Annotated in this window: 16 protein-coding genes; 8 read left to right on the top strand and 8 right to left on the bottom strand. The window is 69.4% G+C overall.

The features are described 5' to 3' along the window. Positions 1-31: 31 nt before the first annotated feature. The 5 genes from trpC to YU1_RS0100690 form a co-directional block, all read right to left on the bottom strand. The gene (gene trpC / locus YU1_RS0100710) at positions 32-823 is read right to left on the bottom strand and encodes an indole-3-glycerol phosphate synthase TrpC (RefSeq protein ID WP_029002439.1); all 792 of its coding nucleotides are present in this window, start codon (positions 821-823) and stop codon (positions 32-34) included. Beyond that, the gene (gene trpD, locus YU1_RS0100705; protein WP_029002438.1) at positions 820-1,854 is read right to left on the bottom strand and encodes an anthranilate phosphoribosyltransferase; all 1,035 of its coding nucleotides are present in this window, start codon (positions 1,852-1,854) and stop codon (positions 820-822) included. The genes trpC and trpD overlap by 4 nt, the downstream gene beginning before the upstream one ends. Before the next feature lie 6 nt (positions 1,855-1,860). Next, on the bottom strand, positions 1,861-2,463 hold the full coding sequence (locus YU1_RS0100700) for an anthranilate synthase component II (protein ID WP_029002437.1): 603 nt from the start codon (positions 2,461-2,463) through the stop codon (positions 1,861-1,863). A 138-nt stretch (positions 2,464-2,601) separates the two neighbouring features. Further along, complete coding sequence (gene trpE / locus YU1_RS0100695) at positions 2,602-4,113, bottom strand: anthranilate synthase component I (protein WP_029002436.1); 1,512 nt, start codon at positions 4,111-4,113, stop codon at positions 2,602-2,604. Between the two features lie 11 nt (positions 4,114-4,124). Next, entirely contained in the window at positions 4,125-6,017 is a 1,893-nt protein-coding gene (locus YU1_RS0100690) for a peptidylprolyl isomerase (RefSeq protein WP_029002435.1), read from the bottom strand. Between the two features lie 181 nt (positions 6,018-6,198). Here YU1_RS0100690 and tpiA point away from each other — a divergent pair, with 181 nt between their 5' ends. Together tpiA and YU1_RS0100680 are read left to right on the top strand one after the other, a co-directional pair. After that, a complete protein-coding gene (tpiA, locus tag YU1_RS0100685; protein ID WP_029002434.1) occupies positions 6,199-6,957 on the top strand; it encodes a triose-phosphate isomerase in 759 nt (252 codons plus the stop codon). A gap of 56 nt (positions 6,958-7,013) precedes the next feature. Continuing rightward, the gene (locus tag YU1_RS0100680; RefSeq protein ID WP_029002433.1) at positions 7,014-8,177 is read left to right on the top strand and encodes an MFS transporter; all 1,164 of its coding nucleotides are present in this window, start codon (positions 7,014-7,016) and stop codon (positions 8,175-8,177) included. On the opposite strand, the gene dgcA is transcribed toward YU1_RS0100680, so the two are convergent. After that, positions 8,147-9,124, bottom strand: coding sequence for an N-acetyl-D-Glu racemase DgcA (gene dgcA, locus YU1_RS0100675; protein WP_029002432.1), 978 nt, complete (start codon positions 9,122-9,124; stop codon positions 8,147-8,149). The genes YU1_RS0100680 and dgcA overlap by 31 nt on opposite strands. Before the next feature lie 160 nt (positions 9,125-9,284). Between dgcA and YU1_RS0100670 the strand changes: the two genes are divergently transcribed. Genes YU1_RS0100670 through YU1_RS0100655 form a run of 4 tightly spaced genes read left to right on the top strand, consistent with a single transcriptional unit; the run spans position 9,285 to position 12,814 of the window. Beyond that, on the top strand, positions 9,285-10,412 hold the full coding sequence (locus YU1_RS0100670; protein ID WP_029002431.1) for an ABC transporter permease: 1,128 nt from the start codon (positions 9,285-9,287) through the stop codon (positions 10,410-10,412). 7 nt (positions 10,413-10,419) lie between these two features. Then, a complete protein-coding gene (locus YU1_RS27255; protein WP_084539558.1) occupies positions 10,420-11,244 on the top strand; it encodes an ABC transporter ATP-binding protein in 825 nt (274 codons plus the stop codon). 13 nt (positions 11,245-11,257) lie between these two features. Then, the gene (locus YU1_RS0100660; protein WP_029002430.1) at positions 11,258-12,181 is read left to right on the top strand and encodes an MlaD family protein; all 924 of its coding nucleotides are present in this window, start codon (positions 11,258-11,260) and stop codon (positions 12,179-12,181) included. A gap of 30 nt (positions 12,182-12,211) precedes the next feature. Further along, the gene (locus tag YU1_RS0100655) at positions 12,212-12,814 is read left to right on the top strand and encodes an ABC-type transport auxiliary lipoprotein family protein (RefSeq protein ID WP_245263188.1); all 603 of its coding nucleotides are present in this window, start codon (positions 12,212-12,214) and stop codon (positions 12,812-12,814) included. A gap of 272 nt (positions 12,815-13,086) precedes the next feature. Here YU1_RS0100655 and YU1_RS0100650 read toward each other — a convergent pair whose 3' ends face one another. Then, on the bottom strand, positions 13,087-19,029 hold the full coding sequence (locus tag YU1_RS0100650; protein WP_156921886.1) for an apolipoprotein A-IV repeat region-like domain-containing protein: 5,943 nt from the start codon (positions 19,027-19,029) through the stop codon (positions 13,087-13,089). A gap of 286 nt (positions 19,030-19,315) precedes the next feature. On the opposite strand from YU1_RS0100650, the gene YU1_RS0100645 reads away from it, so the two are divergent. Both YU1_RS0100645 and YU1_RS0100640 read left to right on the top strand, forming a co-directional pair. After that, entirely contained in the window at positions 19,316-19,636 is a 321-nt protein-coding gene (locus YU1_RS0100645; RefSeq protein ID WP_029002427.1) for a 2Fe-2S iron-sulfur cluster-binding protein, read from the top strand. Further along, on the top strand, positions 19,633-20,847 hold the full coding sequence (locus YU1_RS0100640; protein ID WP_051356321.1) for a glycosyltransferase family 2 protein: 1,215 nt from the start codon (positions 19,633-19,635) through the stop codon (positions 20,845-20,847). Before YU1_RS0100645 ends, YU1_RS0100640 begins: the two co-directional genes overlap by 4 nt. 22 nt (positions 20,848-20,869) lie before the next feature. On the opposite strand, the gene YU1_RS27250 is transcribed toward YU1_RS0100640, so the two are convergent. Continuing rightward, positions 20,870-22,270: a hypothetical protein gene (locus YU1_RS27250; protein ID WP_051356320.1), complete on the bottom strand. Its 1,401-nt coding sequence runs from the start codon at positions 22,268-22,270 to the stop codon at positions 20,870-20,872. Positions 22,271-22,408: the final 138 nt, after the last annotated feature.

The raw sequence follows: 22,408 nt of genomic DNA, 5'->3' as shown, positions 1-22,408 counted from the left end.
AGTATGGCCCAGGTGCCCCCTCGGCTGGAAGTCAGCCGAGCAGCAGGGCGCGGGTGGCGGCGGCCACATCCTCCTGGCGCATCAGGCTTTCGCCCACCAGGATGCTGGAAATGCCGACGCGGGCGAGCTGCTGCACGTCCGAATGGGTGAAGATGCCGCTCTCGCCGATAGCGATGCGGTCCTTCGGCACACGCGGCGCCAGCCGGCCGCTGGTGGCCAGCGTGGTCTCGAAGGTGCGCAGGTTGCGGTTGTTGATGCCGATGAGACGGGACGGCAGCGCCAGGGCGCGCTCCAGCTCCGCGTCGTCATGGACTTCCAGGATGGCGTCCATGCCGTAGTCCTTGGCCGCCGCGATGAGGTCGTGGGCGCAGGCGTCGTCCACGCCGGCCAGGATCACCAGGATGCAGTCCGCGCCCCAGGCGCGGGCCTCGGCCACCTGGTAGGTGTCGTACATGAAGTCCTTGCGCAGCACCGGCAGGCTCACCTCGGCGCGGGCGGCGACGAGGAATTCCGGAGCGCCCTGGAAAGACGGCGTGTCGGTGAGGATGGACAGGCAGGTGGCCCCGCCCGCCTCATAGGCGCGGGCCAGGGCCGGCGGGTCGAAATCGGGCCGGATCAAGCCCTTGGAGGGGCTCGCCTTCTTGATCTCTGCGATCAGCGCGGTGCCGCCGGCGGCGATCTTGGCCTCCAGCGCGGCGGCGAAGGGCCGCACGGGACTGGCGGCGCGGGCGGCGACGTCCACCTCGGCCAGCGGGAGGGCGGCCTTGGCGGCGGCGATCTCCGCGCGCTTGTAGACCTCGATGCGGCTGAGAATGTCGCTCATGCGTCCACCTGCGGGGCAAGGGTTTCGGAGACGCGGGCCAGATGGTCGAGGCGGGCGAGGGCCGCGCCGGTGTCGACGCTGGCGCGCGCCATCTCGACGCCCTCCTGGAGCGAACGGGCATGCCCGGCGATGAGCAGAGCCGCGCCCGCATTCATCAAGGCGACGTCGCGATAGGCACCCGGGTGACCTTCCAGCACCGCCCGCAGGGCACGGGCATTGTGCTGGGCATCGCCGCCGCGCAGCGCTTCCGGCGCCGCGCGCGAGAGCCCGACGTCCTCGGGCGAAATCTCGAAGGTGTGGACCCGCCCATCCTCCAGGCTCGCCACGTCCGTGGTTCCGGAAATGGTGATCTCGTCGAGGCCGTCGGAGCCATGGACCACCCAGGCCCGCGCCGAGCCGAGCGCCTTGAGCACTTCCGCCAGCGGCGCGATCCAGCCCTTGGCGAACACGCCGACCATCTGCCGGCGCACGCCGGCAGGATTGGAGAGCGGGCCGATGAGGTTGAAGATCGTGCGCGTGCCCAGCTCCACGCGGGTCGGACCCACGTTCTTCATCGCCGGATGGTGCGAGGGCGCGAACATGAAGCCGATGCCGGTCTCGGCGATGCAGCGCGAGATGGCCGCCGGCTGGAGGTCGATCCGGATGCCGAGCGCGGCCAGCACGTCCGCCGCGCCGGACTTGGAGGACAGGGCGCGGTTGCCGTGCTTGGCCACCGGCACGCCCGCGCCGGCGACGATGAAGGAGGCGCAGGTGGAGATGTTGTAGGAGCCGGAAGCGTCGCCGCCGGTGCCCACCACGTCAACGGAGGCCTCCGGCGCCGTGACCGGCAGCATCTTGGCGCGCATCACCGAGACGGCACCGACGATCTCGTCCACCGTTTCCCCGCGCACCCGCAGGCCCATGAGCAGGGCGCCCATCTGCGAGGGCGTGGTCTCGCCGGACATCATCTTGTCGAAGGCATAGGCCGCCTCGTCGCGGGTCAGCACCGCGCCCGTGGCCACCTTGTTCAGCAGGGGTCGAAACCGTTCCATGGTGCCTCAATCCTTGGCGCGGCCGGCGTTGAAGGCCGTTGCGATGTCGAGGAAGTTGCGCAGCAGCGCGTGACCGTTCTCCGAGGCGATGCTCTCGGGATGGAACTGCACGCCATGCACGGGGCGGGTGCGGTGCGCGAGGCCCATGATGAGGCCGTCGGCGGTGTGGGCGGTCATTTCAAGCTCCGCCGGCAGGCTGTCCCGCGCGACGATGAGCGAATGATAGCGCGTGGCCTGGAACGAGTGGTTCAGCCCGCGGAAGACCGAGCGCCCCTCATGCAGGATCTCGGAGAGCTTTCCGTGCATAGGCACCGGCGCGCGCACCACCTCGCCGCCGAACACCTGGCCGATGGCCTGGTGACCGAGGCAGACGCCGAACATCGGCACGGTTTCGCTGGCCGCGGCGATCAGTTCGCAGCAGATGCCGGCCTCGTTGGGGGTGCAGGGGCCGGGGGAGAGGACGATGGCGTCGGGCCGCTCGCCGAGGATGGCCTCCACGTCCTTGGCATCGTTGCGATGCACGGTGACGGTGGCCCCGAGCTCGCCCAGGTAGTGCCAGAGGTTGTAGGTGAAGCTGTCGTAATTATCGATCAGCGTGACGGCGGTCATGAAGGCTCCAGCGCCCGGCGGTCCGGGCAGACGGCGCGCCGGCCACAACCAGCGGCGCCTTCGGGTTTAAAGCGTGGCGGCGATCAGAGCGTCAAGCGCCACGCCATCGCCCGTCCTGGATCGGGAGCCCCGCGCGTCTCATTGCCCGCGCCCCGCGCGGGCGGCGAAGCGCACCGCCTCCTCGCCGGCACGGAACAGGGCCTTGGCCTTGTTCACGCACTCCTGCTGCTCGCTTTCCGGCACGCTGTCATAGACTAGGCCTGCGCCGGCCTGCACATACATGCGGCCGTCCTTGACCACGGCCGTGCGCAGCACGATGCAGGTGTCCATCTCGCCATTGGCGCCGAAACAGCCGATGGCGCCGGCATAGACGCCGCGCTTGTCGCGCTCCAGCTCGTCGATGATCTGCATGGCCCGCACCTTCGGCGCGCCGGACACGGTGCCGGCCGGAAAGCCCGCGGCCAGGACATCGAGGGCGTCGAAGCGCGGATCGAGATCGCCTTCCACGTTGGAGACGATGTGCATGACCTGGCTGTAGCGCTCGATGAAGAAGCTGTCGGTCACCTTCACGCTGCCGATCTGCGACACCCGGCCAGCATCGTTGCGGCCGAGGTCGAGCAGCATCAGGTGTTCCGCGCGCTCCTTGGGATCGGCCAGCAGTTCGGCGGCGAGCGCGTCGTCCTCGGTGGGGCTGGCGCCGCGGCGCCGGGTGCCGGCGATGGGGCGGATGGTGACCTTGTTGCGCCGCAGCCGCACAAGGATCTCCGGGCTGGAGCAGACCACGGAGAAGCCGTCGAAGTTCAGATAGACTAGGAACGGCGCCGGATTGATCCGCCGCAGCGCCCGGTAGAGCGCGAACGGGGGCAGCGTGAAGGGGCTCTCGAAGCGCTGGGAGAGCACCACCTGGAAGATGTCGCCGGCGCGGATATAGTCTTTCGCCCGGTCCACCATGGCGCAGAATTCAGCGTCCGTGGTGTTGGAAGCGGCGGTGACCGAGCCGTGGAACGGGTCGGGCGCAGGGTGGGCGATGGGCTGCTCCAGCGCCGCCGTAATGCCGTCGAGGCGGGCCAGAGCCGCTTCGAACGCGGCGGTGGCGGTGATGCCGGGGCGCGGCCGCACCGGCGTCACCGCCGTGATCTCATCTTTCACCGCATCGAACACCACCATGACGGTGGGGCGGATGAGCAGGGCCTCCGGCACCCCGATGGGATCGGCCTTGGCCGGGCCGAGGCGCTCCATCTGGCGCACCATGTCATAGCCCAGATAGCCGAACACGCCCGCCGCCATGGGCGGGGCACCATCCGGCAGGTCGATGGCGGATTCGGCCAGCAGCGCCCGCAGGGCGGCCAGCGGCGGCTCGGGGCAGGGCTCGAAGCTATCCTTGTCGGTCAGGGCCCGGCGGTTGATCTCCGCCTTGGCCCCGTTGCTGCGCCAGATCACGTCGGGATCGAGCCCGATCATGGAATAACGCCCGCGCGTCTCGCCACCCTCGACGGATTCGAGCAGGAAGGCGTTGGGCCGCTCCCCGGCGATCTTCAGGAAAGCGGAAACCGGGGTTTCCAGATCGGCGACCAGGGTGGTGCTCACCACCTGGGCCTCGCCGCGGGCGTAGCGCGCGGCGAAGGCGTCGAAGGGGCTCGGTGCGCTCATTGCGGTCGCCCTCAATTCACAGCGCTGGCGCCGGTGGCCTGCTGGAACGCCCGGTCGTTGATCTTCAGCCCGATCTGCCCCTGCACGGCCGACAGATACTGCGTCAGCAGGTCGCTTTCGATCTGCTGCTGGATCTGGGCGTCGATCCGGTTGTCCGCCGGCGTCTCCGGCGTGTCGATCTTCGTCACCTGGAACACCAACTGTTCGGCCGTGGCGGTGCCGGCGACAATGCCGAAGCCGGCCTGTGGCAGCGAGAATACCTTGGCCACCGTCTCGGTGGTGAAATCGCCGTCGGCGCGTCCGCGCTTCAAGGTCGCGGTCTTGACCTCAAGGCCGTTGGCGGCGGCGACGTCGGCGATGGGCTTACCTGCTTCCAGATCGGCCAGGAGCGCCTTGGCCTTGGCCTCCACCGCCTTGACGACCTCGTCCGCAGCCCAGCTCGTCGCCACCTGCTCGCGCACTTCGTCGAACGGGCGTTCCCGGGACGGTGTCACCTCGGCGACGTCGTACCAGATGTAGCCGCCGTTCTGTGCCAGCTGCACGGGTTCGTTGTCGGTGCCCGGGCGGCTGGCGAAGGCGCCGTTCAGCACCGCAGTGCGATCCGGGATCGACGTGATCTCGGCCCCGGACGGCTCGCGGCCGGAGCGGTCGACGTCGTCGATCACCTCCAGCGAGAGGCCGAGCTTCTGGGCGGTCTCGGTCAGAGTCGCGCCGGAACTGCGCTCGTCCTCGATGGCGTCGTGCTTGTCCAGCAACTCGCGCCGGGCGCGCTCCAGGGCAAGATCGCGACGCAGGCCGGCTTCCACTTCTTCGAACGGCTTCTGCGTCGCCGGCACGATCTTGGCCACATGAATCAGGGTGTAGCCGAAGCGACCCTGCACCGGCTGGGAGGTGCCGTCGGCCGGCAAGGCGAAGGCGGCGTCGGCCACCTTCGGGTCGATGATCGCGCTCTTGGCCACGAGGCCGAGGTCGGTGTCCTTGGCGGTGAGGCCGCGGGCGGCGGCCACGTCCGCGAACGGCGCGCCGCTTTTCAGCTTGTCGAGAGCGGCGGCGGCGTCCGCCTCGTTGGGGAAGACGATCTGCTGCAACTCGCGCTGCTCCGGCGTGCCGAAGCGGGCGGCGTTGCGCTCATAGGCGGCGCGTGCGTCCGCATCGGACACCTGGACCCAGGGGGCCAGCGTGGCGGGCGTCAGGACCAGCAGGTTCAGCTTGCGGTATTCGGGGGCCCGGAACGCCACCTTGTGGCCGTCGTAATAGGCCTTGAGCTGCTCGTCCGTGGGCGCGGGGCCGGCGGTGGTCGCGCCGGACGTGACGTCCACATAGGACACGGTGCGCTGCTCGTCCTCGAAGCGGTGGACCGCGGCCTTGAGCACGGCCGGCGCCGTCACACCGCCGCCCAGCGATTCGACCAGCTGCTGGCGCAGCACGCGCTTGCGCTCGGCGGCGAGGAAGCGCTGCTCGGTGAGGTTGTTGGCCCGCAGCAGCTGCTGGAAATAAGCCGGATCGAACGCGCTGGCCCCCTGCGGCCACAGCGCCTGGTTCTCGCGCAGCGCCTTGGCGATCTCCGCGTCGGACATGGCAAGGCCATGGCTCGCGGCGGTGTCGTCCAGCGTCGCCTCGCTGATCATCTGGTTCAGGACCTGCCGGTCGAGGCCGAACGCGCGCGCCTGTTCCGGCGTGATTCCCCGCCCGGCCTGACGGCCGACGCGCTGGATCTGGTCGAGATACTGCTGGCGGAAGGCGTCAGTGGAGATCGCCGTGCCGCCCACCGTGGCGACCGATCCGGCGCCATAGGTGGTGAACACGCCCGAGATGCCCCAGAGGACGAAGCTGACCGTCAGCACGAGGAGAAAGACCTTGGCGATCAGGCCGGATGCGCCCTTGCGGAGATTCTGGAGTACCATCGTTCGGTCTGGTTCGAGGTGCATCGGAGAGCCCGACGCGGAAGGCGCGCATCATAGGGAGGGGGCACCGTCGCCGCAACGGCGCAGGCGCGGTCCTGCAAACAGGGCGAACGACCGCAGGTTTGCGGCTTTGGTTCCGCTCTGCTAACCCGAGCCGCCAAGCTTACCTGTGGAGATGCCGATGCCCGCTGAACGCCGCCCCCTCGTCGCCGGCAACTGGAAGATGAACGGGCTGAAGGCGTCCGCGGGGGAGATCGGGGCCGTCGCCCAGGGTTATGATGCCGCACTCGCCGCCAGGATCGATCTCCTTGTCTGCCCGCCCGCGACGCTCGTGTGCAAGGCGGCTGCGGATGTCGCGCAGAGCCCCCTCGTCATCGGCGGGCAGGATTGTCACGCCAAGGCCTGCGGCGCGCACACCGGCGACATTTCGGCCGAAATGCTCGCGGACGCCGGCGCCAAGGCGGTGATCCTCGGTCACTCCGAGCGTCGCGCCGACCATCACGAGAGCGACGAGATGATCTGGCAGAAGGCCGAAGCGGCCTGGCGCGCCGGCCTCACCGCGATCATCTGCGTGGGCGAGACCGAGGAACAGCGCACCGCCGGCCATCATCATGCGGTGGTGGCGCGGCAGGTGCGCGGCTCGGTGCCGGACGACGCCACGCCGGAAAATACCGTGGTGGCCTACGAGCCGATCTGGGCCATCGGCACCGGCCTCGTTCCGACCCCCGAGGATGTGGCCGAGGTGCACGGCGCTATCCGCGCCGTCCTCGCCCAGCGCTTCGGTGAGGCCGCGCAGGGCATCCGCATCCTCTATGGCGGCTCGGTGAAGCCGGACAATGCTAAGGCGCTGCTCGGCGCGGCGGACGTGGACGGCGCCCTGGTGGGCGGGGCCAGCCTGAAGGCGGACGACTTCCTCGCCATCGCGCGCTCCTACCTTTAAGCCGCCATCGGTGCCTGCGCGGCGCCGCGCGGAACAACCACCCGAAAGAGACGGATATGGCGGGCGAGGGCAACGGGGCGGTGCGGATCGCGCTCGGCACCGCTTATGCCTCGCTCTTCTTCGCCCTCGGCATCTACATGCCGTTCTTTCCGCTGTGGCTGGCGGCCCGGGGGCTGGACGCCTCGCACATCGGCACCGCGCTCGCGGTGCCTCTGGTCACGCGTCTCCTGGCGACGCCGTTGCTCGGCCTCCTGTCGGATCGCCTGGGGCGCCCCAAAGCGGTCCTGGCGATCCTTGCCGCTGGCACGCTGGTGATGATCGGCCTCCTCGCCTTCGCGCGGCAGTCCTGGATGATCTTCGGTATCCTCGGGCTGGCCGCCTTGGTCTGGAACCCGTCGTTCCAATTGCTCGATGCCTATGCCACCCGGCAGGCGCGGGCCAAGCGCGTGGACTATGGCCGCAGCCGCCTGTGGGGATCGGCGTCCTTCGTGCTGGCCAACCTCGCGGGCGGTGCGCTGATCGCCCAGGCCGGGGAGGGCATCACGGTGGAGCTGATGCTCGTCGGGCACGCCGCTTTCCTCGTCACCTGCGTGCTGCTGCCGGAATTGCCGCGCCCGGCGCGGGACGTCTCCCCTCATCTGGCGCTGCCGCGGGCGCGGGCGGCGCTGATTGTCGGCATCCTAGCCGCGGCCCTGGTGCAGGCCAGCCATGCGCCGCTCTATGCGTTCGGCTCGGTCACCTGGCAAGCGCAGGGACTGTCGCTCACCGTCATCGGCGGACTGTGGGCCACCGGCGTCATCGCCGAGATCGTGCTGTTCAATTTCGGCACCCGCGTGCTGCGGCGCCTGCCCCCGGCGGGGCTGCTGGCCGCCGGCGGTGCGGCAGCCCTGGTGCGCTTCGCGCTGCTCAGCCTGGATCCGCCCCTGCCGCTGCTGGTGCCGCTGCAATTGCTGCATGGGGCGACCTTTGGCGCGACCTATCTCGGTCTGGTGGAATTGGTGGCGCGCGCCGTGCCGGAGCATCGCGCGGCCACGGTACAGTCGCTCGCCGGCTGGACCGTGAGCTTGGCCATGGCGGCGTCGAGCGCCGTGTCGGGGCCTTTGTTCGCAGCCTACGGTGCCGGCACTTTCCTGCTGTCCGCCGGGCTTGGCCTGGCGGGTCTCGCCATGGCGCTACTGGCGGGCTGGCTTCAGCCCCATAAGGCGGGTTCGGGCGGGTAGGCGAGGGCGCCGTCATAGCGGATGCCCGGCGAGCGGTCGCGCGCCAGAAGCAGCGGGCCGTCCAAATCCACCACCTCGGCCTGCTGGGCCAGCAGCAGGGCCGGCGCCATGGCGAGGGATGAAGCCAGCATGCAGCCGACCATGATCCGGAAGCCGTGGGCCCGCGCCTCGTCCGCCAGCGCCAGCGCCTCGGTCAGCCCCCCGGTCTTGTCCAGCTTGATGTTGACCGCGTCATAGCGGTCGCGCAGGGCGGCAAGGCCGGCGCGGTCATGCACGCTCTCGTCGGCGCACACGGGCACCGGGCGCGGCAGGCGCGCGAGGCTTTCGTCCGCTCCGGCCGGCAGCGGCTGCTCGATGAGCTCGACCCCGGCACGTGCGCAATCCGCCATGCGTTCGGCCACCGTCTCCGGCGTCCAGCCTTCGTTGGCATCGACGATCAGGCGGGCTTCGGGTGCCGCCGCACGGATCGCCGCCAGCCGTTCCGCGTCGCCCTCAGCTCCGAGCTTGAGTTTCAGCAGGGGGCGGTTGGCGGCGCGGGCCGCATTGGCCATCGCCTCCGGCGAATCGAGGCTCAGGGTAAACGCCGTGACAAGCGGCCGGGGGGCGGCGAGCCCCAGGCGCTCGGCCACCCGGCACCCGGTCTGCTTGGCCTCCAGGTCCCAGAAGGCACAGTCGAGGGCATTGCGCGCCGCACCGGCGGGAAGCGCACGCTGCAGGGCGATGCGGTCGAGCCCGCCGGCGACCGCATCCGCCAGCCTTTCCAATGTGGTCACCGCATCTTCGACAGTCTCGCCATAGCGCGCATACGGCACGCATTCGCCGCGGCCCCGTGCGTCACCCTGGCTCACCTCGGCGACGACGACCACCGCCTCCGTCTTCGAGCCGCGGGCGATGGTGAAGGTGCCGGAGATGGGAAAACGTTCCACGCGTACGGACAGGAGAGGCATCATCATACTCGGAAATGGGACGCGAAAAGCTTTGGCAGGCAGCATTCCCGGCGGCGGGCGATGGCGCAAGCCTCTGTAACATCTCGACGTCGTTCCGTGGGCCGAGTATGAGCATGGGGCAGCTCGCCTTCGGGCGAGAGTCCCACCGCCGGAGACCTGTGTGGCCGACTCCTCGCTCCTCGACGTCCATGCCGACGGCGACAAGATTCGCGTCGAAGGCCACGGGGCTTGGACATCCGAATTCGCGGACGACCTGGAACAGGCGGTCAACCGGCAAGCCGCCCCGCACGACCATGTCAGCGACGTGGAGATCGACGTTTCCAACGTCCAGAAGATGGATACGTTCGGCGCGCTGCTGCTGGAACGCCTGCGCCGCATCTGGCAGGGGCAGGGCGTCGAGCCGACCATTGTGGGGCTCAATCCCTCCTATACTGTGCTGCTGGAGGAGATGACCCGCACCGGCCGCGAGCCGCCGCCGCCCGAGCGGGTGCCGGCGGGCGTGTTCGAGCGGATCGGCCGGGAGATGGTCAACATCAGCGACGACGCCATCGCGATGTTGAACTTCATCGGCGCGGTGGTCGCCGCCATGGCGCGGACGCTGGCCCGGCCGCGCTCTTTCCGCTTCACGTCGATGGTCAACCAGATCGACCGCGTGGGCTTCCGCGCGGTGCCGATCATCGTGCTGATCACCTTCCTCATCGGCTGTATCATCGCCCAGCAGGGCATCTTCAATTTTCGCCGCTTCGGTGCCGACATCTACGTGGTGGATATGGTCGGCGTGCTGGTGCTGCGCGAACTCGGCGTGCTGATCGTCTCGATCATGATCGCCGGCCGCTCCGGCAGCGCCTACACCGCCGAGCTCGGCTCCATGCGCATGCGCGAGGAAGTGGATGCCCTGCGCGTCATGGGGTTCGATCCCATCGAGGTGCTGGTGGTGCCGCGCATCATCGCGCTGGTCATCGCGCTGCCGCTGCTGACCTTCATCGGCTCCATCGCGGCGCTCGTCGGCGGCGGCCTGGTGGCCTGGTTCTATGGGGGCATCACGCCGGACGTGTTCCTCAATCGCCTGAAGGAAGCCATCACGCTGGCGCAGTTCGAGGTGGGGCTCATCAAGGCGCCGTTCATGGCCGGCATCATCGGCATCGTCGGCTGCATGGAGGGCCTGCGGGTGGGGGGCAGCGCCGAATCGCTCGGCCAGCACACCACCGCGTCCGTGGTGAAATCCATCTTCCTCGTGATCGTGGTGGACGGGTTGTTCGCCATCTTCTTCGCCTCCATCGACATGTGAGGCCCGCATGGATGTTCCGACCCTTCCCACGCCTGCTGCCACCGCCGCGCCGCGCCGGCGCCAGATCAGCCGCGAGGTCATCATCAGCGTGCGCGATCTGGTGGTGGGCTTCGGCGAGCGCATCATCCTCGACCATCTCGCGCTCGATGTGTACCGCGGCGAGATCCTCGGCTTCGTCGGCACCTCCGGTGGCGGCAAGTCGGTGCTTACCCGCACCATCCTCGGGCTTGTGCCCAAGCGTTCGGGCACGGTGGAGGTGTTCGGCCAGGATCTCGATACGCTGGGCGAGCGGGAACGCTCCGCGCTTGAGCGGCGTTGGGGGGTACTGTTCCAGCAAGGGGCGCTGTTCTCGTCGCTGACGGTGAAGCAGAACATCCAGTTTCCGCTGCGTGAGACGCTGCGCCTGTCGCAGCGCATGATGGACGAGATCGCCTTCGCCAAGATCGAGATGGTCGGACTGAAGCCGGATGTGGCGGAGAAGCTGCCGTCGGAACTGTCCGGCGGCATGATCAAGCGCGCGGCGCTGGCCCGGGCGCTGGCGCTCGACCCCGAGATCGTCTTCCTCGACGAACCCACCTCCGGCCTTGATCCCATCGGCGCCGGCGACTTCGACGAACTGATCCGGACGCTTCAGCAGACTTTGGGGCTGACCGTTTTCATGGTAACGCACGACCTGGATAGCCTGCACACTGTGTGCGATCGAATCGCGGCCTTGGCGGACGGCAAGGTCATCGCGCAGGGCACGATCGAGACGATGATGGAAGCGCAGCATCCTTGGCTGCGCGCGTATTTTCATGGCGCCCGCGCCCGGGCGGTTCAGGCGGCGCGCTAAGGCAGGACGAGGCATGGAAACCCGGGCCAACTACACCATCATCGGCATCTTCACTCTGGCGGTCATCTCGGCGGCGTTCGTGTTCGTCTACTGGTTCGCGGGTCCCCGCGACAGCGACAAGCGCAAGCTCTACGAGGTGCTGTTCCAAGGGTCGGTGAGCGGTCTGCGCGAGGGCAATGCGGTACTGTTCAACGGCATTCCCGTCGGGCAGGTGACGAAGCTCGCCCTGGTGCCCGGCGCGCCGGACGAGGTGCTGGCGCGCATCGGCGTGCGCAACGACGTGCCGATCCTCTCCGACGCAAAGGCGGGCCTTGAATCCCAGGGCATCACCGGCATCGTGGCGGTCAGCATCCGTGGCGGCTCATCCAAGGCGACGCCGCTGCCGCCCGGACCGGACGGCCTTCCGCGCATTGAGGCGGACGGCGGCACGGGCATGGCCGGGCTGGTGCAGACGGCACAGGGCGTCGCCGCGCGCATCAACACCATTCTGGACGCCGTCGATCCCAAGCAGGTGTCCGAGATCGTCAGCAATGTGGAGACGTTCAGCAAGGCGCTGTCCGACCGCTCGCAGGACATCGGCACGCTGGTCCAGAACGGCAACACGCTGATGGCGCAGCTGACCGACCTGGCGAAGAAGCTCGACGTGGTGGTCGTCAATCTCCAGCACGCCTCCGGCGACAAGGACGGTCTGGTGGCGCAGGCGACCGACGCGGCCAATTCGGTGCGCAAGCTGGCCGACAATCTCGACCAGCGCACGGCGCAACTGACCAATGAACTCAGCAAGTTCACGGGTCCGGGGCTGCGCCAATATGAAGCGCTGGCCGTGGACGGTCGCCGTACCCTCACGGAAATCGAGCGGGTATTCAAGAATCTGGAGCGCAACCCCCGCCAGTTCATTTTCGGCGGCAGTTCGATACCGGAATACAGCAGACGGTGATGGCGGATGATGCGCGACGGATGTTCTGACATGGCGTGGCGTGCCAGGATTGGCCATGGCCGGGCGGTGCTTTCTCTCATGCTGGCGATGACGCTGGCGGGGTGCGCGTCGGCTCCGACGCCGACCTTCGATCTCTCCGCGCCGACCGGCTTCACCGCGCGCGGCGGCAGCAATGGCCAGCTCGTGGTGGTGACGCCCACCGCCCTGGCGGTGCTCGATTCCGAGAAGATCGTGGTCGAGCCGGCACCCGGCCAGATCACCTACCTGACGGACGCGCAATGGAGCGACCGGCTGTCGGCCCTGCTGCAGGCCCGCACCATCCAGGCGTTCGAGAACGGCAGCAAGATGCGCCGCGTGGCCCGTCCCGGGGACGGGGTCACCGGCGACTATCAGCTGAACATGGATGTCCGCAGCTTCGGCGTTAAGGTGCTGCCGGAAGGCACGTTCGCCGTGGTGGAGATCTCCGCCAAGCTGATCGCCACCGCCAGCGGCCGCATCGTCGCGGCCCGGATCTTCTCCGCCCACACGCCGCTGTCCAGCGTCACCGGCCCCGTCGCCACGGCGGGCCTCGACCAGGCGAGCAACCAGGTGCTGATCGAACTGGTGCGCTGGGCGTCCGCCGCGCAAGGCTGAGACGGGCGGGGCGCCCTCGGCGCCCCTCGCCCTCCACCATCTGCGCCACGCGCAGCAGTCGGCCCGCCGTCCCCGTCCTGTCCCGTCAGTTGGTCCGCCGCCGTGCATGATCGCGCGGCCCCGTGGTGGTGTCCTCGCAACCCGCGTGCTGCCGGCGCCCCGGTTTTGACTGCGAGACCGACATCGCACGGCCTGCGGCAGTTCTCTCCCCGCCCCAAACGAAAACGGCGCGGCTTGCGCCGCGCCGTCATCATGTCCTCAGGGGCGCCGCCTCATTCGAAGCGGCCGGCCGCGTGGGCGAGCATGGTGTAGACCTTGCCCGTGTCGGAGGTCAGGTAGGTCTTCGTCAGCACGTTGCCGCGGTCATCGGCCGCCACCTGGTCCAGCAGGCGGTCGAACTCGGCGATATAGCGGTCCACCGTGTCGCGGAACTCGGCATCGGAGCGGTACTTCCGGCGCAGTTCCTCGAACGCCTGCTGTCCCTGCATGGTGTACAGGCGGCGGGTGAACACGTTGCGCTCACCGCGCTTGTAGCGCTCCCACAGCTCAACCGCCGCCTGATGGTCGATCATGCGGGCGATGTCCACCGACAGCGAATCCAGGGATTCGATCATGTGGTGGTGAGGGCGCGGCGGCCGGGCCGCGGTGCGGGGCGCCGGCTCGACCTTCGCCTCCTCCAGGTCGCCGGAGGCACGGGCGAGAAGGTCGGACAGCCAGCCGCTGCGGCCTTCACCCTCGCGGGCGGGGGCGGGACGGGGGGCGGCAGGCCGGGTTTCCGGCGCGCGTGCCTCGATGGCGCGCGGTTCCGTGGCCGGGCGGTCGGGCCCTTCCACGCGGCGGACCACGGGACGGCGCGGTCCTTCCGCCGCGGGCGGGGCTTCCAGGCGCGGACGCTGGGCGGGGGCCGGTTCACGGGGCGCGGGCGCAACCGGCTCGCGCGGCTTCGTCTCGCGGGCCTGAGGCTCGCGGACCTGTTCCCGGGCCGGGGCCTGCGGCAGGGCCGGGGCACGCGGCGCCGGCTCCGGCGCGCGGGCGGCGGGTTCGCGGGCGGGCAGCTCGCGCGGAGCGGCATCCCGCGGGACCGCCACCGGGGCCGGGCGGCTGACGACGCGGTTGCCCGCGCCCACCACGTCCAGCGACTGGCCCTGCCGGGCGACGATCTCGTTCAGCTCGGCCAGGGCCTTGATCTGCTCCGCCACCGCGCGGCGCATGGTGGCGGCGCTGGCTTCGGTCTCGTTCGGCAGTTCGAGGATGCCGCGCTTCATCTCCTCGCGGGCGAGCTCGACGGACTGCTGCACTTCGTTCGCGGCGCCCTTCAGCTCGCGCGCCACCTCGGTGAAGCGGCGGCCGCTTTCCTCGAACAGGCGGTTCACGTCGTGCAGGGCCGCTTCGTAATTGGCCTTCAGCATTTCCGTGAGGCGCGCCCGCTCGGTCTCGGCGGCGGTGCGCAGCGCATGGTGCTGGCCGTCGATGGCCTTGGCGGACGCCGCCGTGGTGTCGGCGACCACGCTGGCGATCTGGCGGGAACGATCCTGGGCCGAGGCCAGCGTCTCGGTGACGGTGGCCTGGAAGGATTGCAGACCGGCCTCCAGCTCCTGCACGCGCTGGGTGAGCGTGGTGCTGAGCTCCTCGATGGCCGCGCGGCGGCTGGCCAGCGTCGCGTCCACATGGTCGTGGGTCTGGCCCAGGGTCTCGGAGGCCTGGAGCACCAGGCGGCCCTGGCTCTCGAAGCGCTCGGTGAGGGCGGCGATCTCGTTGAGGGTGCCGCTCGCCACCTGCTTCAGGTTCCGCACCTGCCCGTCCAGCCGCGACACGGTCGCGTCGGCGGCGGTGCCGATGCCGTCCACGCTGCTGCGCAGGGTGCCGACCTTCTCCGCGAACCCGCCTTCGAAGTGGTTGAGGTTTTCCAGCACCCCGCCCATGGCCGACTGGAAGTCGCCATTGGTGGCGGACAGGCGGTCCAGGATGGCCTGGATGTCGCCGCGCAGCTGCTGGTTGGCGGCGGAAATCTCCGCCACCGCTCGCTGGCTGGTGGTTTCCAGCGCGCCGAGGAAAGTGCCGTTCTTGTTGTCGAACACAGCGGCGATCTCGGCCAGCCGCGCATTCAGCTTGGCCGACATATCGTCCGCATGGGAGGTCATGGTCTGGCCGACGGTCTGGGCAAGGGCGCCGAGGCGCTCCTCCACGTCGCCGGCGCCGGAGCGCAGCGAGGCCGTGGCCTGTTCCGCCTGGACGGTGATGGTGCGGCCCACGTTCTCCGCCAGGGTGCCGAGGCTGTCCCCGATGTCGCCGGCGCTGGAGCGCAGGGAGGCCGAAGCCTGTTCCGCCCGCGTGGTGATGGTGTGGCCGACGCTCTCGGCGAGGGCGCCGAGGCTCTGGCTGATGTCCCCCGCGCTGGTGCGCAGGGCGCCGGACACGCCGTCCGCCTGGACGGTCAGCGACTGGCCGACGGTCTCAGCGAGGCTGCCGAGGCTCTGCTCCACCTGGCCGGCGCTCGCCTGGAGGGTGTTGGCAACCTGTTCCGCCTGGGCGCTCAGCGAGCGGCCGACATTCTCCGACAGGCTGCCGAGGCTGAATTCCACCTGCCCGGCGCTGGTGCGCAGGGTGGCGGCAACGCCTTCCGCCTGGGAGGAGAGGGCACGGCCCACATTGTCGGCAAGGGTGGTGAGGCTCAGCTCGACGCCGCTGGCCTCCTCGCGCAGCTGCGCGGTGACGCCCTCGACACGGCCTGCCAGCGTATCGGCGACCGCAAGGCCACGCTCCTCGATGAGGGTAGTGATGCCTTCCAGGCGGCCGGTGACCAGCTGTTCGATACGCTCCACGCGGCCGTCGAGCACCGCGGCGATGTCCTGGGTCCGCGCGCCGATGGCCTCGCTGACGGTCTCGGCCCGCTCGGTGATGACCTCGCCCAGCGCCTTGCTGCGCACGGCGAAGTAGGAGTCCAGCGTCTCCATCGACTGGTCGAGCACCTGGGTGACCGAACGCGACCCTTCGGTGATGGCCCGGGCGAAGTCCACGGTGCGGTTGGCCAGGGTCTCGGTGATGCTCTGGGTGCGCTGCTCCAGCGTCTGCTCGATGCGGCCGAGGCGCTGGTCGAGCGTGATGGTGACCGCCTCGCTGGTCTGCTCGAACGCCTCGCTGGCGATGCGGGTGCTGTCCGTGACCGCGCGGGTGAACTCGCTGGAGCGGGTCTCCAGCGTCTGGGTCAGGGTTAGGGTGCGGGTTTCCAGCGTCTTCTCGATCTGGTTGAGGCGCTGGTCGATAGTGATGGCCACGGCCTCGCCGGTCTGCTCGAAGGCCTGGCTGGCGTGGCTGGTGCTCTCGGTGACGATGCGGCTGAACTCGCCAGCGCGCGCTTCCAGCGTCTCGGTCAGGCTACGGGACCGCTCGTCCAGCACCTGTTCGATCTGGCTGAGGCGCTCGCCGATGGCGGCAGCCACCGCCTGGCTGGTCTGCTCGAAGGCGGCATTGGCCTCGCGGCTGCTGTCGGCCACGGCGCGGGAGAAGGCGCCGGCGCGGCTCTCCAGGGTCTCTGTCAGGTTGTGGGCGCGCTCGTCCAGCACCTGCTCGATCTGGCCGAGGCGTTCGCCGATGGCGGCGGCCACCGCCTGGCTGGTCTGCTCGAAGGCGGCATTGGCCTCGCGGCTGCTGTCGGCCACGGCACGGGCGAATTCGTCGGCACGACCGTCCAGCGTGCCGGTGAGCCGCCGGGTGCCCTCGTCGAGAACCTGCTCGATGTGGCTGAGGCGCTGCTCGATGGTCGCGGCCACCGCCTCGCCGGTCTGCTCGAACGAGGCGTTGGCGCTGCGGGTGGAGTCGGTGACGCTGCGGGTGAAGTCCATCGCCCGCGCTTCGAGCGTCTGGGTGAGGCTGTGGGCGCGCTCGTCCAGCACCTGCTCGATGCGGCTGAGGCGCTGGTCGATGAGGCCCGCCACCGCATCGGTGGTCTGCTCGAACGCCGCCTGGGCTTCGCGCGAGCCCTCGGAAACGGCCAGGGTGAAGGCGCTGGCGCGACTGTCGAGCGCCTGGGTGAGCGCGTCGGCCCCGGTGCCGAGGGTGTGCTCGATACGGGCCAGGCGCTCGTCGATGGCGGAGGAGAGGGCTTCGGTGGTCTGGTCGAGGGCGTCCGTCGCGGTGCGGGTGCCCTCGGTCATGGCGCGGGTCAGCTCGCCGGTGCGGCCCTCGATGATCGCGGTCAGGCTCTGGCTGCGGCCGTCGAGCACCTCCTCGATGCGCGCCAGGCGGGTGTCGAGGATGCCGGCGACGCTGTCGCTGGTGCTGCCGAGGCGCTGGTCCAGTTCGCCGAGCGTGCCGCGCAACGTCTCGGTGACGTTCTCGATGCGCTCGGAAATGTGGTCGACCAGCTGCGGGCCGTTGACCCGGATGGTGGCATCGAAGCCGGCCAGGCTCTCCTGGACGGCCTTGGCCACCATGGCGCTGTCCTGGCCGATGCGGTCGGCCAGTTCCACGCCGCGCACGGAGACGGTCTCGTCCAGCGCGGCGAGGCGGGTGGCGAGCATCTGCTCCAGAGCCTCGCTGTTGGTGCCGAGCGAGGCGACCAACTGGTCGGCGGTGAGGCGGAAGCTGCCGTTGAACTTGTCGCCGTGGCTGCCGAGGGCGTTACCCACGTCGCCGGCGATGGCGTCGAAGCGCTCGCCGATCTCGGCGGTGGCCTGGGTCAGGGCCTGGGTGATCTCCTCGCCCTTGAGGCTGAGGGTGTCGGTCACGGCGCCGCTGGTGCGGTCGAGGGCGTCCACCACGCGCTCGGCGGTGTCGGAAAGCTGCTGCTGGAGGTTCTCGCCACGCAGCGTGACGTCCTCGTGGATGCGGGCGCCGGTCATCTCGATGCGGTCGGCGACGTCGCTGCCGCGCTGGGCAATGGTCTCGGCGATCCGCTCGCCGGTGTCCTGAACCTTGCGGATCAACTCGCCGCCGCGGTTGGAGAATTCGAACACCACGCTCTCGGCGGTGGAGCGGAATGCGGTGTTCACTTCGCTCGCCCGCACCGTCATCTCGTCATTGACGTGGGCGCTGCTGTCGGCGAGCGCCTGCACCAGGGACTGGCGGGTGAGGTCGGCATTGGCGCGCACTTCGTCGCTCCAGCGGGCCACGAGGTCGGTCACCTCGGTGCTGGAGGCGATCAGGTTGGCGGCGAGTTCCTCGGTGCGGGCCTTCAGGGCCTCGCTCACCGTCTCGCTGGAATGGGTGAGGTCGGCGCGGATCTCGCTGCCGGCGAGCTGCAGCCGGTCGATCAGTTCCGTGCCCTTGGCGGAGATGGCCTCGATCATGCCTTCGCCGACGCGGGTGAGCGCCTCGGTGACGTGGTCGCCCTTCTGCTGGAACTGCGTGGTGACGCGCTCCAGCGCGGCCGACACCGCGGCGTTGACCCGCTCGGCCACGTCCTGCACCTCGTTGGAGAGCAGGGTGTCGGCATCGACGATGCCTTCGCGCAGGCGCTCGGAGTGGATGAGGATGTTCTGGCGTTCCGCCTGCAACTCCTCGATGAGGTTGCGGATGCGGATCTCGTTGTCCTCATAGGCCCGTTCGAGGATCGACACCTCGTTGCGCACCACGGTTTCCAGCTCGGCGGCGCGGGCGATGGTGCGGTCGACGCCGTCGCCCATGGCGGCGACCTCGCGGCGCACGGCCTGGCCGACGGTGACCACCGCCTCGGTGCCGATCATCTCCGGCTGGGCAAGGCGCAGGGCGACCTCGGTCATGGACCGGGCGATGAGCTGCAGGTCGCGGGTCCGGCGGACCACGCTCGCCGTGCCGAAGAAGCCGATCGGCGGCAGGAGGATGCCGGCGACGATGGCGAGCAGGGCCGGTGAGTTCAGCAGGCTGTCCAGCGAAGACACCTCGGCGAAGGCGCTGCGCTGGGTGGCGAGGGCAAGGGTGACGCCGATGGCGACCCACACCGCCGAACCGATCAGCGCCCACCAATAGGGCGCCGACGACGACCGGCGCTGGAGGGCGGCGAGCAACTGGCCGATGGTCTGGCGGTCGTCATTGGCGGCGCGGCGCTCGGCCACGTCCATGCGGCGGCGGGCCGGGGCAGGGCGGTTCGTCTGCGGTTGAGCGGGCGGCGTGGCTGGCTCCTCCGGCGGCGCCGGCGGCCGGACGGGTTCAGCGGCGTCGAGCTGAAGCGTCAATGCTTCCTGGATCGCCGAGAGTGCCGCCTCGGTGGGATCCTGAATTTTCTTCGGGCTCTTCATGTCGCCGTCGCCTCTGCCGTCGGTTCGTCGAGATGCCGTCTCGCCGTCTCCGGAACTGCGCTATCCGTCGTCTGCTGCCACCAGCGTAAGGCCGGGACATAGGCGAGGGTTTACCTTAACTGATCTTAACGTGTTCCCCGCCAGGATTGAAACTGCCCTTGCCACACGGATGAAGATATCGTTAACGCGGCTTCCGGGTGCTCTGGCGTTGGCACCACGATGCCGCTATACGCGGATAAAGCCTGAGGTATCAGGCCGCCGAATTGCCGGATCCAAGGGTCCCTTCATGCCTTCGATTACCTTCGTCTCCTTCGACGGTGCCACGCGCACCGTGCAGGCCCCGGTGGGTGCCACCGCCATGGAAGTGGCGGTGCGGAATTCGGTTCCCGGCATCGATGCCGATTGCGGCGGGGCCTGTGCCTGCGCCACCTGCCACGTCTATGTGGACGAGGCATGGCGCACGGCGGTGGGCGAGCCCACGTCCATGGAGGAAGATATGCTGGATTTCGCCTCCGACGTCCGACCGACGTCCCGCCTGTCCTGCCAGATCAAGATCACCGAGAGCCTCGACGGCCTCGTGCTGCACACGCCGGAGCGCCAGGGATGAGCCAGCAGGCGCGCACCCTGTCCGACGATCGCTTCGGCGATGCGAGCGGCACCCCGCAGACGGTCGAACTGACCATCCTCATGCCATGCCTCAACGAGGCGGAGACGCTCGGCGTCTGCGTCGACAAGGCCATGGCCTATCTCGCCCGCAGCGGCATCTCGGGCGAGGTCCTCATCGCCGACAACGGGTCCACGGACGGATCCCAGGCGATCGCCACCGCGGGGGGCGCCCGCGTGGTGCCGGTCCCGGAGCGGGGATATGGCGCGGCGCTGAAGGGCGGCATCGCCGCCGCGCGCGGGCGCTACATCATCATGGGCGACGCCGACGATTCCTATGACTCCTCGCAGCTCGACGCCTTCGTCGAGCGGCTGCGCGCCGGTTCGGACGTGGTGATGGGCAACCGTTTCCAGGGCGGGATCGGGCCGGGGGCGATGCCGTTCCTGCATCGCTATCTGGGCAATCCGGTGCTGTCCTTCCTCGGCCGGCTGTTCTTCCGCATCAATGTGGGCGACTTCCACTGCGGCTTGCGCGGCTTCAACACCCAGGCGATACGTGCCCTGCGGCTGGAAACCAGCGGCATGGAGTTCGCGAGCGAGATGGTGGTGCGCGCCTCCATTGCCGGCCTCTCCATCGCCGAGGTGCCCACCACGCTGAAGAAGGACGGCCGCTCGCGTCCGCCGCACCTGAAGACCTGGCGCGACGGCTGGCGGCACCTGCGCTTCCTGCTCGTCTACAGCCCGCGCTGGCTGTTCTTCTATCCGGGCGTCGTGCTGGTTCTGCTCGGTGCGCTCGGCCTCATCGCCCTTTATCCCGGGCCGCTGACCGTGACGCCGCGGCTGCGCCTCGACATCCACACCTTCCTGGTGGCGGCCATGACCGTGCTGGTGGGGGTGCAGGCCATGTCCTTCGGCCTTGTGGCGCGCCGGTACGGAGCCTTGCTCGGTTTCCTGCCGGCTTCCGAGGACCTGGAGCGCGTGCTGCACGCCTTCAGCCTCGAGCGCGTGCTGCGGGCGGCCCTGGTGCTGGCCGTTCTCGGCATCGGCTTCCAGGCCTGGGCGTTCTTCGACTGGGCGGCCACGGGCTTCGGCGACCTGACCTTCGGCTACACCATGCGGATCCTGATCCTCGGCCTCACCGCATTGGTGGCGGCCATCCAACTGGCGTTCACCGCCTTCCTCGCGAGCGTGGTGGAGATGCCGCTGCGCCGGTAGCCGCCCTGCGGCCGGCGCCGGATCAGCCGAATGCCGCCGTGCGCAGAGCCCGTCGGCGCGCCAGGTAGAGCGCGCCGAACCGAACGGCGAAGATGAACAGCGCTGCCACCGCCACCCAGGCGATACGGGACTGGTAGCGGTCATGCGGGTTCGAGAAGATGCCGCAGACCGCGGCATTGGCCAGCAGCAGCATCGTGATGCTGCCGGCGAACAGCGTCATCTCGCGCATTCCCAGCCATGCCGCCGCCACTGCCGCCACGGCGATCAGCAGGCTCGCGGCGAGGGCCACCGGCACGTGGAGACGGCTGTAATAGTCGAAGTCGATGGGCGGTTCCTGCTGCTGGCGCGCCGCCATCATGGCGGCCGTGGCGGAGGGCGTGACCACGCGGATGACGTCGTAGCTGTCGACCAGTTCCTCGGACATCAGGTCGCCGGTCTGCAGCGCCACCAACTGGCGCAGGGTGGCGCGCACGGCAAGGCGCAGATTGTCGAGCGGATAGCTGAGCAGGCTGCCGATAATGATGCGGCGCATCTCGGTTTCCCCGCCCTCGAAACCGCCGATGGCGTTGAACACTTCGCTGTCGTCCCAGAGGAAGTCGTCGGCGAGACGGGGGATGTGCCCGCGCATGGCGCAGAGCGTCAGGCTCGGGTCGGGACAGTGGTCATCCAGGTAGCGGGCGACGATCCCGTCCTCCAGAAGGCGACCGAAGACGAAGGCCGTTCCCCCCGGCGTCGCCTTGAACTGGCCGGTGTTGAGGAGATTGGCGGTCGGCGTGAGCAGGACGCCGGCACCGATGGAGGCCAGAGGCAGCCAGAGGCGCAGCCGTCGCCGCAGGGCCGGGTCATAGGCGGCCGCCAGGCCTGCCGCCGCAACGCAGAGAATGGCGATGGCGAGAACCGAAGCATGGCTGGCGCCGCCAACGGCGATGACGCCAGCAAGGCCAAGCGCTTCGGGGCGGCGCAGGTCGGCCGTGTGCCAGAGGAGGAGATAGAGCGCAAAGCCCCCCAGCCCGGCGAAGATATCGGGCATCAGTTCGCCCGATACGAACGGCAGGGCGGTGGAGAAGGTCAGCAGCGCGCACATGCCGATGAGCAGGCCGGGCCGCCCGCCGAGGCTGTGGACGCGCAGCAGCAGGCCGAGAATCCAGACGCAGAGCGCGCATTGCAGCAGCGCCACGGGCCAGAAGCCCGGATGACTGCCGAGCTGGAGCAGCAGCCCATATACCGTGGAGCGGCCCGGCTTGATCACGTGGTTGAAGGCCGCGTCCAGATAGCCGCCGGTATCGTAGAACAGGAAGGGGAAGCCGTTCACCACCGCCGGCAGCATGAGAAGGCCGGTCGAGACGGCGCCAGCCGCTGCGATGACGGTCGCGCGCGACGTGGCGATCGCGGCCGAGGGGACAGCGGGCTGAGCATCCATCATGGGATGGTACGGTGCGCCTCCTAACGGACAGGAAACGGTCCGCCACACGCCATCGCAACTCCTCGCGGCTGCAATGAGGCATGGCGCCCCGGCCGCTCATTTTTCCTTTACCGCGCGGCGCCACAATCCTGCCGGGGC

It is taken from the genome of Azorhizobium doebereinerae UFLA1-100 (assembly GCF_000473085.1).
Taxonomy (GTDB): domain Bacteria; phylum Pseudomonadota; class Alphaproteobacteria; order Rhizobiales; family Xanthobacteraceae; genus Azorhizobium; species Azorhizobium doebereinerae.
The sequence above is the reverse complement of the archived record's forward strand: the minus strand, read 5'-3'. Positions and strand labels throughout refer to the sequence as shown.

Excerpts from the sequence above, each read along its gene's own strand:
- trpC (WP_029002439.1), bottom strand. The coding sequence starts at position 823 with ATGAGCGACATTCTCAGCCGCATCGAGGTCTACAAGCGCGCGGAGATC.
- trpD (WP_029002438.1), bottom strand. The coding sequence starts at position 1,854 with ATGGAACGGTTTCGACCCCTGCTGAACAAGGTGGCCACGGGCGCGGTG.
- YU1_RS0100700 (WP_029002437.1), bottom strand. The coding sequence starts at position 2,463 with ATGACCGCCGTCACGCTGATCGATAATTACGACAGCTTCACCTACAAC.
- trpE (WP_029002436.1), bottom strand. The coding sequence starts at position 4,113 with ATGAGCGCACCGAGCCCCTTCGACGCCTTCGCCGCGCGCTACGCCCGC.
- YU1_RS0100690 (WP_029002435.1), bottom strand. The coding sequence starts at position 6,017 with ATGGTACTCCAGAATCTCCGCAAGGGCGCATCCGGCCTGATCGCCAAG.
- tpiA (WP_029002434.1), top strand. The coding sequence starts at position 6,199 with ATGCCCGCTGAACGCCGCCCCCTCGTCGCCGGCAACTGGAAGATGAAC.
- YU1_RS0100680 (WP_029002433.1), top strand. The coding sequence starts at position 7,014 with ATGGCGGGCGAGGGCAACGGGGCGGTGCGGATCGCGCTCGGCACCGCT.
- dgcA (WP_029002432.1), bottom strand. The coding sequence starts at position 9,124 with ATGCCTCTCCTGTCCGTACGCGTGGAACGTTTTCCCATCTCCGGCACC.
- YU1_RS27255 (WP_084539558.1), top strand. The coding sequence starts at position 10,420 with ATGGATGTTCCGACCCTTCCCACGCCTGCTGCCACCGCCGCGCCGCGC.
- YU1_RS0100660 (WP_029002430.1), top strand. The coding sequence starts at position 11,258 with ATGGAAACCCGGGCCAACTACACCATCATCGGCATCTTCACTCTGGCG.
- YU1_RS0100655 (WP_245263188.1), top strand. The coding sequence starts at position 12,212 with ATGGCGTGGCGTGCCAGGATTGGCCATGGCCGGGCGGTGCTTTCTCTC.
- YU1_RS0100650 (WP_156921886.1), bottom strand. The coding sequence starts at position 19,029 with ATGAAGAGCCCGAAGAAAATTCAGGATCCCACCGAGGCGGCACTCTCG.
- YU1_RS0100645 (WP_029002427.1), top strand. The coding sequence starts at position 19,316 with ATGCCTTCGATTACCTTCGTCTCCTTCGACGGTGCCACGCGCACCGTG.
- YU1_RS0100640 (WP_051356321.1), top strand. The coding sequence starts at position 19,633 with ATGAGCCAGCAGGCGCGCACCCTGTCCGACGATCGCTTCGGCGATGCG.
- YU1_RS27250 (WP_051356320.1), bottom strand. The coding sequence starts at position 22,270 with ATGATGGATGCTCAGCCCGCTGTCCCCTCGGCCGCGATCGCCACGTCG.